Source organism: Bradyrhizobium sp. SMVTL-02, from assembly GCF_051853005.1.
GTDB lineage: Bacteria > Pseudomonadota > Alphaproteobacteria > Rhizobiales > Xanthobacteraceae > Bradyrhizobium.
This window is the reverse complement of sequence record NZ_CP182469.1, coordinates 908559-921415: the sequence shown is the minus strand read 5'-3', so window position 1 is coordinate 921415 and position 12857 is coordinate 908559. Positions and strand designations below refer to the sequence as shown.

Sequence of the window (12857 nt, the reverse complement as noted above, 5' to 3'; positions counted from 1 at the left end):
TTGGACCTGTCCGTGAGAAGCAGGCGCGCGATACTTCAGCGGCTCGCAGGGGCGACGGTTGCGCTTGCGCCGCTCTCGGCAGCCAGCTCCGGCTGCTCGATCTCCGTCACCTTCACGAACAGGTTCGGCACGCGCTCGGCCCGACCAAGCAGCCAGGCCGCGCCGACCATGATGACGATGCCGGCGATGGAGACGGCGAACTGCTCCCAGACGCCCTTTGTGTATTGCGTCAGGATCCAGTGCGCGGAGAACGACAGGAACACACCGAGGCAGAAAATCGGCAACGAATGCTGGCCGCAGAGGATGACCGGCCGCAGCCAGGATCTATGCAGCGCCCGCCATTTGCGCGAGATGAAATAGGTCACCCAGATCGCCAGCGCCAGGAAATGCGTGAACCGCAGCATGTCGAGGTCGGTCTTGTCGATCGGGTAGATCAGCTTGATCATCCATTTCGGGATCAGGGCCTCGAGCGCGTGGATGTGCCAGGTCATCACGATCAGCAGCGCGAACACCAGCCACGCCGCCGCGAGCGCCATCGTCGTCCTGGACCAGACCCATTTCGCAATCGTCTCGATCTGGCCGATACCGCACCAGGCTGCGAACACGAACATCAGCTGCCAGCAGAACGGGTTGAAGTACCATTTCGTGCCGGGCGGATAGGAGGCGATGTTCCAGTCGAACCAGCGCGACAGCACATAGAGCACGACGGAGCCGGCGAGCGTCAGGTTGGGCCGGCGCACCAGAAACCAGACGATGAAGGGTGAGGCCAACACCAGCGTGATGTAGAGCGGCAGCACGTCGAGATTGACCGGCTTGTATTTCAGAAGGATCGCCTGGCCGATCAACTCGTCCGGATGCGACAGGAAATTGAACACGTTGAACTCGTGCTCGTACATCGGATTGTCGAAGCGTCGCACGGTGCGCGCGATCTGCGCGGTGAACAGCAGGAACAGCATGATGTGGGCGACATACAGTTCGGCCGCCCGCCGCCACAACCGCTTGAGCGCGGCGAGAAACCAGCCGCCCGCGACGATCGGCCCGTAGATCCAGCCGACCAGGTAGCCGGAGATGAAGACGAAGAACTCGGCGGCATCGCTGAAGCCGTAATTGCGCAAGGTCAGCCAGGCCACGACGTCGTGCGGGATGTGGTCGAGGAAGATCATCCACAACCCGATGCCACGGAACAGATCGAGCCGCAGGTCGCGCTCGATCGGCGCATGGAGTGCTGACTGGTCCTTTGTAATCATGGCCCCCCTCTTCCGGTGGGCGTCGCGCCGTGGCGGCGCCGGCGAAATGGAATGCTAAAAAATGCAAATCAAAAGGTCACCCTGACCCGATGGACAGCTGCCCGCCCACGGTAGCCGACCTCTGTGTCCGCGCAAGGGACTTTGTTCGCCCGCGACGGCGCCGGCCACCGCCGGACCGCGCCGAAGCGGCGACCGGCTGACGAAAATATCGAAAACAACCCCATGCACAGTAGATTCTTAAGAATAAACCATTGATTTGATTATGAAATAAAAGACGCTCCTCGAGCGAAAATAACGGTGTGGCGGTATGATCGCACGCCAAACCGTTGAACGCCGAAGGTCAGGTCAGCGCGTCGCCGCGGGCGAGCATCTCGTTCAGCGTCGCCCCGGCCTTCTGCTGCAGCGGCCGCGCGCCGCTGAGGCGATCGCGATCGCGGCGCGAAGTGATGTGTCAACCGGCCGCGGCCCTCGTTTGCTCAGAGCTGCAAGACATGCGACTCCACGGCCGCCACAGAACCTCCGAGCAGGCAGCCGACGGGCCTGCCGTCGGCAGAACGAAGCCCGACTCGTGCTTAAAATGCTGAGCTACCGACTGCATCCCCGCAGCAGGAAGGTTCGATGCATCGATGACAATGGGACAGGGATTGCCGCCCTGCCGCAAGTGAGTGAACACGTTGACAAGCTCGACCTCGATCATCGGATAGCTCACTTGATGGAAGGTAGGACGGCAGGGGCAATGGCGACGGTATAGCTATTGCGGTGACATCCGGGAAAGCCGATTTGGTCGAGCGGCTCTGCGCGACTGAGGCAGCTCCAAAAACAAAAACGGCCCGCATCGAGCGGGCCGTTTTCGTATCGGATCCGGTAAAATCCGAATTTGGTTGCGGGGATAGGATTTGAACCTATGACCTTCAGGTTATGAGCCTGACGAGCTACCGGGCTGCTCCACCCCGCGTTAAACCGTCGCTTTGCCTTCGTCGAAAAGCCGGGGACGGTGGATGAGGGCCGGCGCTGTTCGCGTGGCTTTTCTCTTCCGTCCCAAAGGCTTCCTTGGAAGGCTACCCGGGGCAAAGCCCGTCGGGTGCGGGGGGTATGTATCAAGGCGGGCTGCCTTTGGAAAGGGCTGCGCGGACGTTTTTTTCGACTTTATGACAGGTAGAGGGACCGGATTCCGGTCGATTTGCCCCGGACTTGCCAGAAGTTCCGCAAAGCGCCAGCTTGCAGCAACAAAAATCGGGGCAAACGCCTTTTGAGGAAGAAGGTCATGGACCACGCGCTGGCGAAGGCGGACGATCCGAACTGGAAGGCGCACCGCAAATTCCCGCCGACGCTGATCCTCGGTGCGACCGAAGCCATGGCGGTGATGCAGGAGGAGATCTTCGGCCCGGTGCTGCCGGTGCTGGGCACTCGCGATTCAAATGAGGCGATCGCCTTCGTCAACGCGCGCGAGCGGCCGCTCGCGCTGTACTGGTTCGGCAAGGACCGCGTGGCCCGCGACGAGGTGCTGGCGCGCACCATCTCCGGCGGCGTCACCGTCAACGACTGCCTGTTTCACTTCGCACAAATCAACCAGCCGATGGGCGGCGTCGGCGCATCCGGCAGCGGCGTCTATCACGGCGAATGGGGTTTTCGCACGTTCAGCAAGCTGAAGCCGGTGTTCTACCGCTCGAAGTTCAACCGCCTCGCCGATCTCTATCCGCCCTATGGCGGCAAGATTGCGCGGCTGGAGAAGTTGATGCGGTTGATGTCGTAACGGGCGAACGACGCGTCAGTTCGAGCGCAGCGAAGCGACCCAGAGACCCTCCGCGGCTACAGCCTGGATTGCTTCGCTGCGCTCGCAATGACGATGTGGATGGAGCTGTACCTGTGTCAACATCTGGAGACGCGGAGGCTCCCCTCACCCGGAATTTGCTCACGCAAATTCCGGCCTCTCCCCGCATGCGGGGAGAGGCGAAGGGAGTCTCAATTCAGCAGGAACCCGCCGTCCACCGTCACCACGCTCCCCGTCATATATCGCGACGCCTTCGATGCCAGCAGCAGGATCGCGCCGTCGAGATCGGACTCGGCGCCGACGCGGCGCTGGGGGATGCGCTTTGTCAATCGCTCGCCCGCGGGCGTCGACTAGAAGGCGTGGTTCATCTCGGTGTCGATATAGCCGGGCGCGAGCGCGTTGATGCGAATGTTTTGTCCCGCTAGCTCCAGCGCCATCGCTTTCGTCGCCTGGATGATGCCGGCCTTGGAGATCGCGTAAGGCGAGACCGCTTTGAGCACGCCGGTGCCGAGCACGGAGGCGATGTTGACGATGTTTCCGTCCTGCTTGCGCGCGATCATGCGGCGGGCGATTTCGGTCGCAAGGAAATAGGCGCCCTTGAGATTGGCGCCGATCACGGAATCCCAATCGGCCTCGGTCTGCTCGGTCGCGAGCTTCTCGATGGCGATGCCGGCATTGTTGATCAGCACCGTGACCGGACCGAGCGCGGCTTCCGCCGCATCGACGGCCTTCGCGATCGAGGCAGTGTCGGTGACGGCGAGCGCGACGGCGGCGCCATGCGCCGCCAGCACCCGGGCAAACTGCCGCCCCAGCCCCTGGCTGGCGCCCGTGACGAGGATGGTTTCCTTACTGACGTCGAATAGGCCTGGCATGACGATGTCCTCGAGCGTGCCCCTGGTCTTTTGCAGCCATCAATACAGACGATTTTAACGATCTGAAACCGGAACGACCGGCCCGGCGTTCATTCGTTCTATCTAGCCTGGGTTGTGCTCATGAACAGTTTCGATCTTGCCGTTTACGCCGCGCTTGCCGTTGCGGTGGGCCTCGGTTTCAGGACCGGCCTGCTGCGCAGCGTCATGACCATTCTCGCCTATCTGCTCGCCGCGCCGATCGCGGTCGCGCTGATGCCGCTGATCGCGCCGCAGATCGCAGGCAATCCGAACGCGCCGCTGCTGCAGAACTGGATCTGGTTCTTCGGCATCTTCGTCGTCGTCGGCATGCTGTTCGGCCATATCGGCCGCATCGCGCTGAACGACACCATCGGTGAGGCCGGCATCGGCGACCGGCTCGGCGGGGCCGCCCTCGGAGCGGTCAGGGTGGGCCTCGTCGCCACCACCTTGGTGCTGGTGTTCGACCGGATCGTGCCCGCCAACCACCAGCCGCCATTCCTCGCCGGCTCGCATCTGCGGCCGTTGTTCTCCACGGTCGGCCAGATGGGAGTCAAGTCACTGCCGCCGGAGGCGGCGTCCGTGATCGACCGCCTGAAGCAGGAGCGGCGGATCTGATCAGGCGCATTTGCATCGCTTGCGCCGGCGCGCATGCATTTTGACGCGGGCCGATCCCTTATCAGCGACACTACGATTGGCTAGAGTGCGGCCAGTCCAAAACCAGCCTGCTATTTTCGGGAGTGAAACAGTGGATCTTGGGATCAAAGGTCGCCGCGCCATCGTCTGCGCATCCAGCAAGGGCCTCGGCCGCGCCTGTGCCATTTCGCTGGCGGAAGCCGGCGTTCACGTCACGCTGACGGCGCGCGGCGCCGAAGCGCTGAAGAAGACGGCCGACGAGATCCGGAAGGCCTATCCTGATGTGACGGTCACCGAGATCGTCGGCGACATCACGACGCCGGCGGGGCGCGAAGCCGTGCTGAAGGCCTGCCCCGATCCGGACATCCTCATCAACAATGCCGGCGGCCCGCCGCCCGGGGATTTCCGCAACTGGACTCGAGACGACTGGATCAAGGCGATCGACGCCAACATGCTGACCCCGATCGAGCTGATCAAGGCGACCGTGGACGGCATGATGGCGCGCAAGTTCGGCCGCATCGTCAACATCACCTCGGCCGCGGTGAAGGCGCCGATCGACATCCTCGGCCTCTCCAACGGCGCGCGTGCCGGCCTCACCGGCTTCATCGCCGGCCTGTCGCGCAAGACAGTGATCAACAACGTCACCATCAACGGCCTGTTGCCGGGCCCGTTCGAGACCGATCGCCTGACCGGCACCGCGAAGGCCGAGGCCGACAAGCGCGGCACGACGCCCGAGCAGATCCTTGCCGAGCGCGCCAAGCTCAATCCCGCGGGACGCTTCGGCCAGCCCGACGAGTTCGGCTATGCCTGCGCCTTCCTCTGCGGCGCCAAGGCGGGCTTCATCACGGGGCAGAACATCCTGCTCGATGGCGGCGCGTTCCCGGGGACGCTGTAACTGGTCCTCTCCCTCTCCCCGTTCTTACGGGGCCGCGACGAGCTTCGCTCGCGCTGAGAGGGTTGGGTCAGGGGCTCTCTCCGCAAAGACGGTGGCAATCGGACTCGCGGAGACTCCCCCTCACCCGGATTCCATCTTCGATGCAATCCGGCCTCTTCCCGCAAGCGGGGAGAGGCGAGAGACCCGCTACCTAGCGGGCGAGGTAAACAAGATCACCGCCGCTTCGTCGGCTCGTCCTCGTCCCGTTCGCTGGGATCGGAGGAATCGGCGGTGAGGCGCTCGTCGGTCCAGTCGATGCCGAAGGCATCGAGACCATCGGCGAGCAGGTCGCCCAGCATCGGCTCGCCGAGCAGATAGTGCACCGTTTCGTGCCGGGGCTTGCGATACTCGGACCGCGCCTCCACCGCGCGGGCTCGTAAGTCATCCCAATCATCGATCGTGCCGTCGCCCCTACCGAGCCAGGTCAGCGCAACGAGGTCGACCTGCTCGTCCTCGTTCAGGGCAACGATGAAGCCGCCGAGCTCGCTGGCGACGGGATCGGAGCCGTCATCCTCGAGCACATCGACCGCGTCGTCATCGCTCGGATTCGAGCCCGAATCGGGATCGGCATCCCCTTCCTTGACGTCGAATTCGCGGGCCTTCTCGATGATGAAGGCGACTTTCTCGGCGGAAATTGCAAGCTCTGGCATGGGCTCCCCTCGGCGCGGGTTCCGGTTCCCCGGATAACGCAACATCACGCCAGATGATCCATTGCGCTCCCTGACCGAAAATGCGCATCTTTCGGCGCCAAGACGGTGAAGGCGCAAACAAGAACAGGGGGACGCCCGATGCACTGGACGGTCGGCAAGGTCAAGATCACGAAACTCGCTGAAATGGAGACGGTCGGTTCGACCCGCTTCATCCTGCCGGCCGCAACCCATGATGAGATCCAGAAGCTGCCTTGGCTGATCCCGCATTTCGCCACCGAAGAGGGCCGGCTGAAAATGTCGATCCACTCGCTGGTGGTGGAGACGCCGACGCGCCGCATCGTGGTCGACACCGGGCTCGGCAACGACAAGCAGGGCCGCGGCGTCCCGGTCTGGAACAACCGCAACACGCCGTTCTTGGAGACCATGATCGCGGCGGGCTTTCCCCCCGACGGCATCGACACGGTGCTGTGCACGCATCTTCACGTCGACCATGTCGGCTGGAATACGAAGCTGGTCGATGGCAGATGGGTGCCGACCTTCCCCAACGCACGCTATCTGTTCGGCAAGACCGAGTACGACTATTGGCGCGACTATACGGCCGAGGCGGACAAGGTCGCGGTGTTCAACGATTCCGTGAAGCCGGTCCTCGATGCGGGGCGGGTCGAACTGATCCCGAGCGATCACCGGATTTGCGAAGAGATCAGCGTGATCCCGACCCCCGGCCACAGCCCCGGGCACATGAGCGTCCTGATCGAATCCAGCGGCGAACAGGCGTTGCTCAGCGGCGACGTCGCCCATCACCCCTGCCAGATGGCTCGTCTCGACTGGTGCTCGGTCGTCGATACCGATCCCGCCCAATCAGCGGCGACCCGCCAGGAGGTGTTCTCGCGCTTTGCCGACACCCCGACGCTGGTGATCGGCGGACATTTCTCGGCCGGACATATCAAGCGGGATGGGGACGCGTTCAGGTTTGTGGCGCTGGAATCGTAGGCTTCGCAGGGTGGGTGACGCCTTCGACTAACCCACCCTGCCGAATGAAGGGCTGCAATGCACGCCGTTTTGAGCGGTTGAATTTCCCGCCGCGCTGTTCCATGAAGCTGTTAACCGATCGGTCCATCTTTCAGGGAGAAACGAGAATGAAGCTTGTACGTTATGGCGAAAAGGGTGCGGAAAAGCCCGGCCTGATCGACAAATCCGGCCAGTTGCGCGACCTGTCGGCGCATGTGAAGGATCTCACGGGCGAGGCCTATTCGCCGGAGTCCCTGAAGAAGCTGGCGGCTCTCGACCCTGCCTCGCTGCCGGCCGTCTCCGGCAAGCCGCGGTTCGGCGCGCCGGTCACCGGCATCTCGAAATTCGTCGCGATCGGGCTCAATTACAGCGACCACGCCAAGGAAACCGGCGCTGCGATCCCGACCGAGCCGATCATCTTCATGAAGGCCAACACCTCGCTCTCCGGCCCGAACGACGCGGTCGAGAAGCCGCGCGGCTCGACCAAGCTCGATTGGGAGGTGGAGATCGCCGCCATCATCGGCACCCGCGCCAAATACGTCTCGGAAGCCGACGCGCTGAACTACGTTGCCGGCTATTGCGTCTGCAACGACGTCTCCGAGCGCGCCTTCCAGATCGAGCGCCTGGGCCAGTGGACCAAGGGCAAGTCGCACGACACCTTCGGCCCGGTCGGCCCCTGGCTCGCGACCAAGGACGAGATCAAGGATGTGCAGAACCTGTCGATGTGGCTCGACGTCAACGGGCAGCGCCGCCAGACCGGCTCGACCAAGACCATGATCTTCTCCATGGCCAAGTGCGTCTCCTATGTCTCGCAGTTCATGACGCTGCTGCCGGGCGACATCATCACCACCGGCACCCCGCCCGGCGTCGGCCTCGGCATGAAGCCGCCGACCTTCCTCAATGTCGGCGACGTCGTGACGCTCGGCATCGAGGGCCTCGGCGAGCAGCGCCAGGAGATCGTCGCGGCGTAAGCCTCCGCCCTCTCCCCGTCATTGCGAGCGAAGCGAAGCGATCCAGAGATCGTCCTACAGAGACAGTCTGGATTGCTTCGTCGCTCCAGCGCAAAATTGCTTCGCAATTTTGTCGCCTCGCTCCTCGCAATGACGAACCACGGCTTTCATTTTGGGATGCTCGCCATGAAGCTCACCTTCTCCCCCGCCTCGCCCTTTGCCCGCAAGGTGCGCATCGCCGCGATCGAGCTCGGGCTGATCGACAAGATCGAGCTGACACCCGCGACCGTGACGCCGGGCACCGCCAACGAGGACTATTCGAAGATCACGCCGCTGAAGAAGCTGCCGGTGCTGATCACCAATGACGGTGACGTCATCCTGGATTCCTACGTCATCGTCGAATATCTCAACGAGATCGCCGGCGGCAGCCTGATCCCGGATCACGGGCCGCGGCGCTGGGAGGCCAAGACCAATCATTCGCTGATCAACGGCATGCTCGATTCCATGCTGCTGTGCCGATACGAGAAGATGGTGCGGCCGCAGGGCCTGCAGTGGCAGGCGTGGTCGGACGATCACTGGAACCGGGCCTGGACCGGCATGGCGCGCTTCGAGAACATGCCCGAGGTGCTGAACGGCCCGTTCGACATCTCGCAGATCGGCCTCGTTTGCGTGCTCGGCTATGCGGACTTCCGCTTCGCCGATTGCGGCTGGCGCAAGGCCTATCCGAAGCTCGACGCCTTCCATCAGAAGATGCTGGAGCGGCCCTCCGTGAAGATCTCGGTGCCGCCTCGGGCGTAACATACGCGGGAGTTCTCATGAGCCTGAAATACGCGGTCGGCGATCTCACCATCCATCGCGTCATCGAGCAGGAAACCTCGTTCGTCCCGGCGCTGGAAATGCTGCCGGGGCTGACACCGGAGGTGCTGACCCAGAACCGGGCATGGATGCGGCAGGCCAAGGCACTCGACGACAACGACGTGCTGATGCTGTGCTTCCAGTCCTATGTGGTGAAGACGCCGCACCACACCGTTTTGATCGACAGCTGCATCGGCAACGACAAGCCGCGCCCCAATCGGCTGAAATGGAACATGAAGACCGACGACACCTATCTGCGCGGCCTCAACGCCGCGGGGTTTTCGGTCGACGACATCGACTTCGTGATGTGCACGCATCTGCACGTGGATCACGTCGGCTGGAACACGCGGCTGGAGAACGGCCGCTGGGTGCCGACCTTTCCCAAGGCGCGCTACGTCTTCGCCAGGCAGGAATACGACCACTGGTCCGCCGAGAATGCGAAGACGGAGATTCCGCCTTTCGTCGACAGCGTGCTGCCGGTGGTCGAGGCCAACAGGCACGAGCTCGTCGGGAATGATCACCAGATCGGCGATCACGTCCGCATCCTGCCAACGCCGGGCCATACGCCGGGACATATCGCGGTCACGATGGGACGCGGCAAGGACGACGCGGTGTTCTCCGGCGACCTCATGCACTCACCGTTGCAGACGCTCTATCCGGAGCTGTCGATCAAGTTCGACGTCGATCCGGCCAGGGCGGCCACGACGCGCCGCAGCTTCCTGGAGCGCTATTGCGAGACCGACACGCTGTGCTGCACCGCGCATTTTCCGTCGCCGTCGGTGGGGAAGATCAAGCGCAAGGGCAACGCGTTCGTGTGTGCGGCGGTTTGATGTAAGGCGGTTGCACCGCGAACTCCCATCCTCCCCTGGAGGGGGCCTCTCCAGGCGGGGGTAAGAGACGCCCACGGAGGAAACGATGGCCGATCTTCCCGACATTCCCCTCCCGGCGGGAATCCGCTCGCGCTATGTCGACGGCATCAACGGCTTGCGCATGCATGTGCTCGAAGCCGGGTTCGAGACCAGGGGTCGGCCGTGCATCCTGCTGCTGCACGGCTTTCCCGAACTCGCCTTCTCCTGGCGCAAGGTGATGCCGTCGCTCGCACATGCCGGCTATCACGTGATCGCGCCGGACCAGCGCGGCTATGGCCGCACCACGGGATGGACCGCGGACTATGACGGCGATCTCGCGCCGTTCTCTCTTCTCAACCTCGTGCGCGATGCGCTCGCTCTGGTGTCGGCCTTCGGCTACAGGCAGGTCGATCTCGCCGGGCACGATTTCGGCAGCCCGGTCGCGGCGTGGTGCGCGCTGATCCGGCCCGACGTGTTTCGCTCGGTGACACTGATGAGCGCGCCGTTCGGCGGAGCGCCGCCGCTGCCATTCAACACGGTCGATGCGCCGGCAAAGCCGCCAACCGAAGACCCCGTGCATCGCGAGCTCGCCGGGTTGCCACGGCCGCGCAAGCATTATCAGTGGTACTATTCGACACGTCCGGCCAACGACGACATGCAGCACGCGCCGCAGGGCGTGCATGATTTCCTGCGCGCGTATTATCATCACAAGAGCGCGGACTGGACCGACAACAAGCCATATCCGCTCAAGGCGTGGACGGCGGACGAGCTGGCGAAGCTGCCGAGCTATTATGTGATGGAGTTGAACGAGACCATGGCCGAGACGGTCGCCAAGGAGATGCCGTCGCCCGCCGCGATCGCCGCCAACCAATGGCTGCCGGACAGCGATCTTGCCTATTACAGCGCCGAATACGGTCGCACCGGATTCCAGGGGGGCTTGCAATGGTATCGCTACGGCACGTCGGGCATGCTCAACAGCGAGATGCAGCTGTTCGCCGGTCGCAGCATCGACGTGCCCTCCTGCTTCATCTCCGGCAAGCAGGATTGGGGCACCTATCAGCGCCCCGGCGTATTCGAGGCGATGCAGGGACGCGGCTGCACGAAGATGCTCGGCTGCCATCTCGTCGATGGCGCCGGCCATTGGGTGCAGCAGGAGCAGCCAGCCGAGGTGAGCCGGCTGCTGCTCGACTTCCTCGCAAAGGCCGGCAAGGCCTGATTTGACCCCGAAACGGCGGCGCACTATATAGTTTAGAATAATTCTAAACTTGAAAAACAGGGCCGCCGTGAAGAATTTTGCCGATCTGACCGAGCGCGAGGTGCTGGCGGTCGCGATCTCCTCGGAGGAGGAGGACAGCCGCATCTACATGACCTTCGCCGAGGATCTGAAGGAGCGCTATCCGGACTCGGCAAAACTGTTCGAGCAGATGGCCGAGGAGGAGCGCGGCCATCGCCACATGCTGCTGGAAATGTACGAGCAGCGCTTCGGCCAGCATCTGCCGCCGATCCGCCGCGAGGACGTGAAGGGTTTTCTGCGCCGCCGGCCGATCTGGCTGACCAAGAACCTGCCGCTCGACACGATCCGAAGGGAAGTCGAGACCATGGAGCTCGAGGCCGAGCGTTTCTACGCCAAGGCCGCCGAGCAGGCCGAAGACGTCAATGTGCGCCGGCTGCTCGGCGACCTCGCCGAGGCCGAGAAGGGCCACGAGCACACCGCCGCCAGGCTGACCGACGAGATCCTGAAGCCCGACGTGCGCGCCGAGGAGGACCGCACGCGCCGGCGCATGTTCGTGCTGCAATATGTGCAGCCGGGCCTCGCCGGCCTGATGGACGGCTCGGTCTCGACGCTGGCGCCGCTGTTCGCGGCGGCCTTCGCCACGCATCAGAACTGGCAGACGTTTCTCGTCGGCCTCGCCGCCTCGATCGGCGCCGGCATCAGCATGGGCTTTGCGGAAGCCTTGTCCGACGACGGCTCGCTGACGGGGCGCGGCTCGCCCTGGCTGCGCGGCGTCACCTGCGGCGCGATGACGACGCTCGGCGGACTCGGCCACACCGCGCCGTATCTGGTGCCCGACACATGGGCCAACGCGTTCTGGATCGCGACGGGAATCGCCTGCGTCGTCGTGTTCTTCGAATTATGGGCGATCGCCTTCATCCGCTCGCGCTACATGGACACGCCGTTCCTCCAGGCGGTGTTCCAGATCGTTCTCGGCGGCGCCATCGTGCTGGCGGTGGGGATATTGATCGGCGCGGCGTAGCGGCCCCACACTCGGCTGTCATGCCCCGGCTTGACCGGCGCATCCAGTACGCTGCGGCAGCAGTTCGTTCACATTTCCGCCGCGACGTACTGGATCGCCCGGTCAAGCCGGGCGATGACACCGACGTTGTTGTCGGCCGACCCGATGACCACCGGTCAGACACGTCAATCGCCATCAAACATCGATTGCAGCGCTAGGCCAAACTGCGCATCATCCTCCAACACCCAGAGCGGGAGAAGCGCCTTGGGCAGATCGGAACGGAGTTCAGGTCGAATGGATGTAGCAACCTCAGTCTGGCCTCAGACCTGGTCGCTATCCACTCCCCATGGAATCTTCGCTGCGCGCGCAATGACGGAGTAAACATCGCGATCCCGGGTTCGCGCTCCGCGCGCCCCGGAATGACAGAGAGGGAGGAAGCACAATGAGCCAGGACCTCGAACAGCTCACCGCGCTCAATCGCGACTACGTCGCCTCCGTTCAGAATTGCGACGTCAGGCGCTTCGACGAGATCCTGGCCCCCGAGTTCTACTGCTCCAATCCCGACAAGACGCTGGTCGATCGCGCCGCCTTCCTGGAGCAGACGGCGCGGCCGATCGCGATCCGCAACCTGCATGCGTACGACGTCATCATCCGCATCATGGGCGACTTCGCGATCATCCACGCCGCGACCAGCTACACCACGGCGGACGGTCAGCAGGCGACGGGGCGGTATACCGATTGCTGGGCGAAGAAGAACGGGACATGGCTGGCCGTGTCGGCGCACGTGTCGCGGTGAGCTCTTCACCTCTCCCGGCAAAGAGCGGGGTGAGGTGAAGC

Annotated in this window: 11 protein-coding genes, 1 tRNA gene and 2 pseudogenes; 10 read left to right on the top strand and 4 right to left on the bottom strand. The window is 63.6% G+C overall.

The genetic code is table 11. The features are described from left to right. Nucleotides 1-35: 35 nt before the first annotated feature. Both ACNJYB_RS04350 and ACNJYB_RS04345 read right to left on the bottom strand, forming a co-directional pair. Nucleotides 36-1247 (bottom strand): OpgC domain-containing protein, encoded by a 1212-nt coding sequence (locus tag ACNJYB_RS04350; protein WP_439372859.1) that lies wholly within the window; start codon nt 1245-1247, stop codon nt 36-38. Between the two features lie 878 nt (nt 1248-2125). After that, nucleotides 2126-2202 (bottom strand) — tRNA-Met (locus ACNJYB_RS04345). Nucleotides 2203-2526: 324 nt separating this feature from the next. On the opposite strand from ACNJYB_RS04345, the pseudogene ACNJYB_RS04340 reads away from it, so the two are divergent. Continuing rightward, nucleotides 2527-3000, top strand: a pseudogene (locus ACNJYB_RS04340) (aldehyde dehydrogenase family protein); the annotation flags it as partial. A 209-nt stretch (nt 3001-3209) separates the two neighbouring features. On the opposite strand, the pseudogene ACNJYB_RS04335 reads toward ACNJYB_RS04340, so the two are convergent. After that, nucleotides 3210-3890: pseudogene (locus tag ACNJYB_RS04335) on the bottom strand (SDR family oxidoreductase). Between the two features lie 120 nt (nt 3891-4010). On the opposite strand from ACNJYB_RS04335, the gene ACNJYB_RS04330 reads away from it, so the two are divergent. Then, entirely contained in the window at nt 4011-4523 is a 513-nt protein-coding gene (locus tag ACNJYB_RS04330) for a CvpA family protein (protein ID WP_439372858.1), read from the top strand. A gap of 130 nt (nt 4524-4653) precedes the next feature. Then, entirely contained in the window at nt 4654-5436 is a 783-nt protein-coding gene (locus ACNJYB_RS04325; protein WP_439372857.1) for an SDR family oxidoreductase, read from the top strand. Nucleotides 5437-5648: 212 nt separating this feature from the next. On the opposite strand, the gene ACNJYB_RS04320 is transcribed toward ACNJYB_RS04325, so the two are convergent. Beyond that, nucleotides 5649-6125 carry a DUF3775 domain-containing protein gene (locus ACNJYB_RS04320; protein ID WP_439372856.1) on the bottom strand — a complete coding sequence of 159 codons (477 nt, stop codon included), beginning with the start codon at nt 6123-6125 and terminating at the stop codon, nt 5649-5651. A gap of 138 nt (nt 6126-6263) precedes the next feature. Here ACNJYB_RS04320 and ACNJYB_RS04315 point away from each other — a divergent pair, with 138 nt between their 5' ends. From ACNJYB_RS04315 to ACNJYB_RS04285, 7 genes are all read left to right on the top strand, one after another. Further along, complete coding sequence (locus ACNJYB_RS04315) at nt 6264-7115, top strand: MBL fold metallo-hydrolase (RefSeq protein WP_439372855.1); 852 nt, start codon at nt 6264-6266, stop codon at nt 7113-7115. A gap of 146 nt (nt 7116-7261) precedes the next feature. Further along, complete coding sequence (locus ACNJYB_RS04310) at nt 7262-8104, top strand: fumarylacetoacetate hydrolase family protein (RefSeq protein ID WP_212342270.1); 843 nt, start codon at nt 7262-7264, stop codon at nt 8102-8104. A gap of 165 nt (nt 8105-8269) precedes the next feature. After that, nucleotides 8270-8881, top strand: a complete 612-nt coding sequence (locus ACNJYB_RS04305; protein ID WP_439372854.1) for a glutathione S-transferase family protein — start codon at nt 8270-8272, stop codon at nt 8879-8881. A gap of 17 nt (nt 8882-8898) precedes the next feature. Further along, on the top strand, nt 8899-9768 hold the full coding sequence (locus tag ACNJYB_RS04300; RefSeq protein ID WP_439372853.1) for an MBL fold metallo-hydrolase: 870 nt from the start codon (nt 8899-8901) through the stop codon (nt 9766-9768). Between the two features lie 85 nt (nt 9769-9853). Further along, complete coding sequence (locus ACNJYB_RS04295; RefSeq protein ID WP_439372852.1) at nt 9854-11002, top strand: alpha/beta fold hydrolase; 1149 nt, start codon at nt 9854-9856, stop codon at nt 11000-11002. A 67-nt stretch (nt 11003-11069) separates the two neighbouring features. Beyond that, nucleotides 11070-12041 (top strand): iron exporter MbfA, encoded by a 972-nt coding sequence (gene mbfA, locus ACNJYB_RS04290; RefSeq protein WP_439375461.1) that lies wholly within the window; start codon nt 11070-11072, stop codon nt 12039-12041. 421 nt (nt 12042-12462) lie between these two features. Further along, the gene (locus ACNJYB_RS04285; RefSeq protein WP_018643355.1) at nt 12463-12816 is read left to right on the top strand and encodes a nuclear transport factor 2 family protein; all 354 of its coding nucleotides are present in this window, start codon (nt 12463-12465) and stop codon (nt 12814-12816) included. Nucleotides 12817-12857 lie beyond the last annotated feature (41 nt).

Coding starts and splice junctions, on each gene's coding strand:
- ACNJYB_RS04285 (WP_018643355.1), top strand. CDS start 12,463: ATGAGCCAGGACCTCGAACAGCTCACCGCGCTCAATCGCGACTACGTC.
- ACNJYB_RS04310 (WP_212342270.1), top strand. CDS start 7,262: ATGAAGCTTGTACGTTATGGCGAAAAGGGTGCGGAAAAGCCCGGCCTG.
- ACNJYB_RS04300 (WP_439372853.1), top strand. CDS start 8,899: ATGAGCCTGAAATACGCGGTCGGCGATCTCACCATCCATCGCGTCATC.
- ACNJYB_RS04315 (WP_439372855.1), top strand. CDS start 6,264: ATGCACTGGACGGTCGGCAAGGTCAAGATCACGAAACTCGCTGAAATG.
- ACNJYB_RS04320 (WP_439372856.1), bottom strand. CDS start 6,125: ATGCCAGAGCTTGCAATTTCCGCCGAGAAAGTCGCCTTCATCATCGAG.
- ACNJYB_RS04350 (WP_439372859.1), bottom strand. CDS start 1,247: ATGATTACAAAGGACCAGTCAGCACTCCATGCGCCGATCGAGCGCGAC.
- ACNJYB_RS04295 (WP_439372852.1), top strand. CDS start 9,854: ATGGCCGATCTTCCCGACATTCCCCTCCCGGCGGGAATCCGCTCGCGC.
- ACNJYB_RS04305 (WP_439372854.1), top strand. CDS start 8,270: ATGAAGCTCACCTTCTCCCCCGCCTCGCCCTTTGCCCGCAAGGTGCGC.
- ACNJYB_RS04330 (WP_439372858.1), top strand. CDS start 4,011: ATGAACAGTTTCGATCTTGCCGTTTACGCCGCGCTTGCCGTTGCGGTG.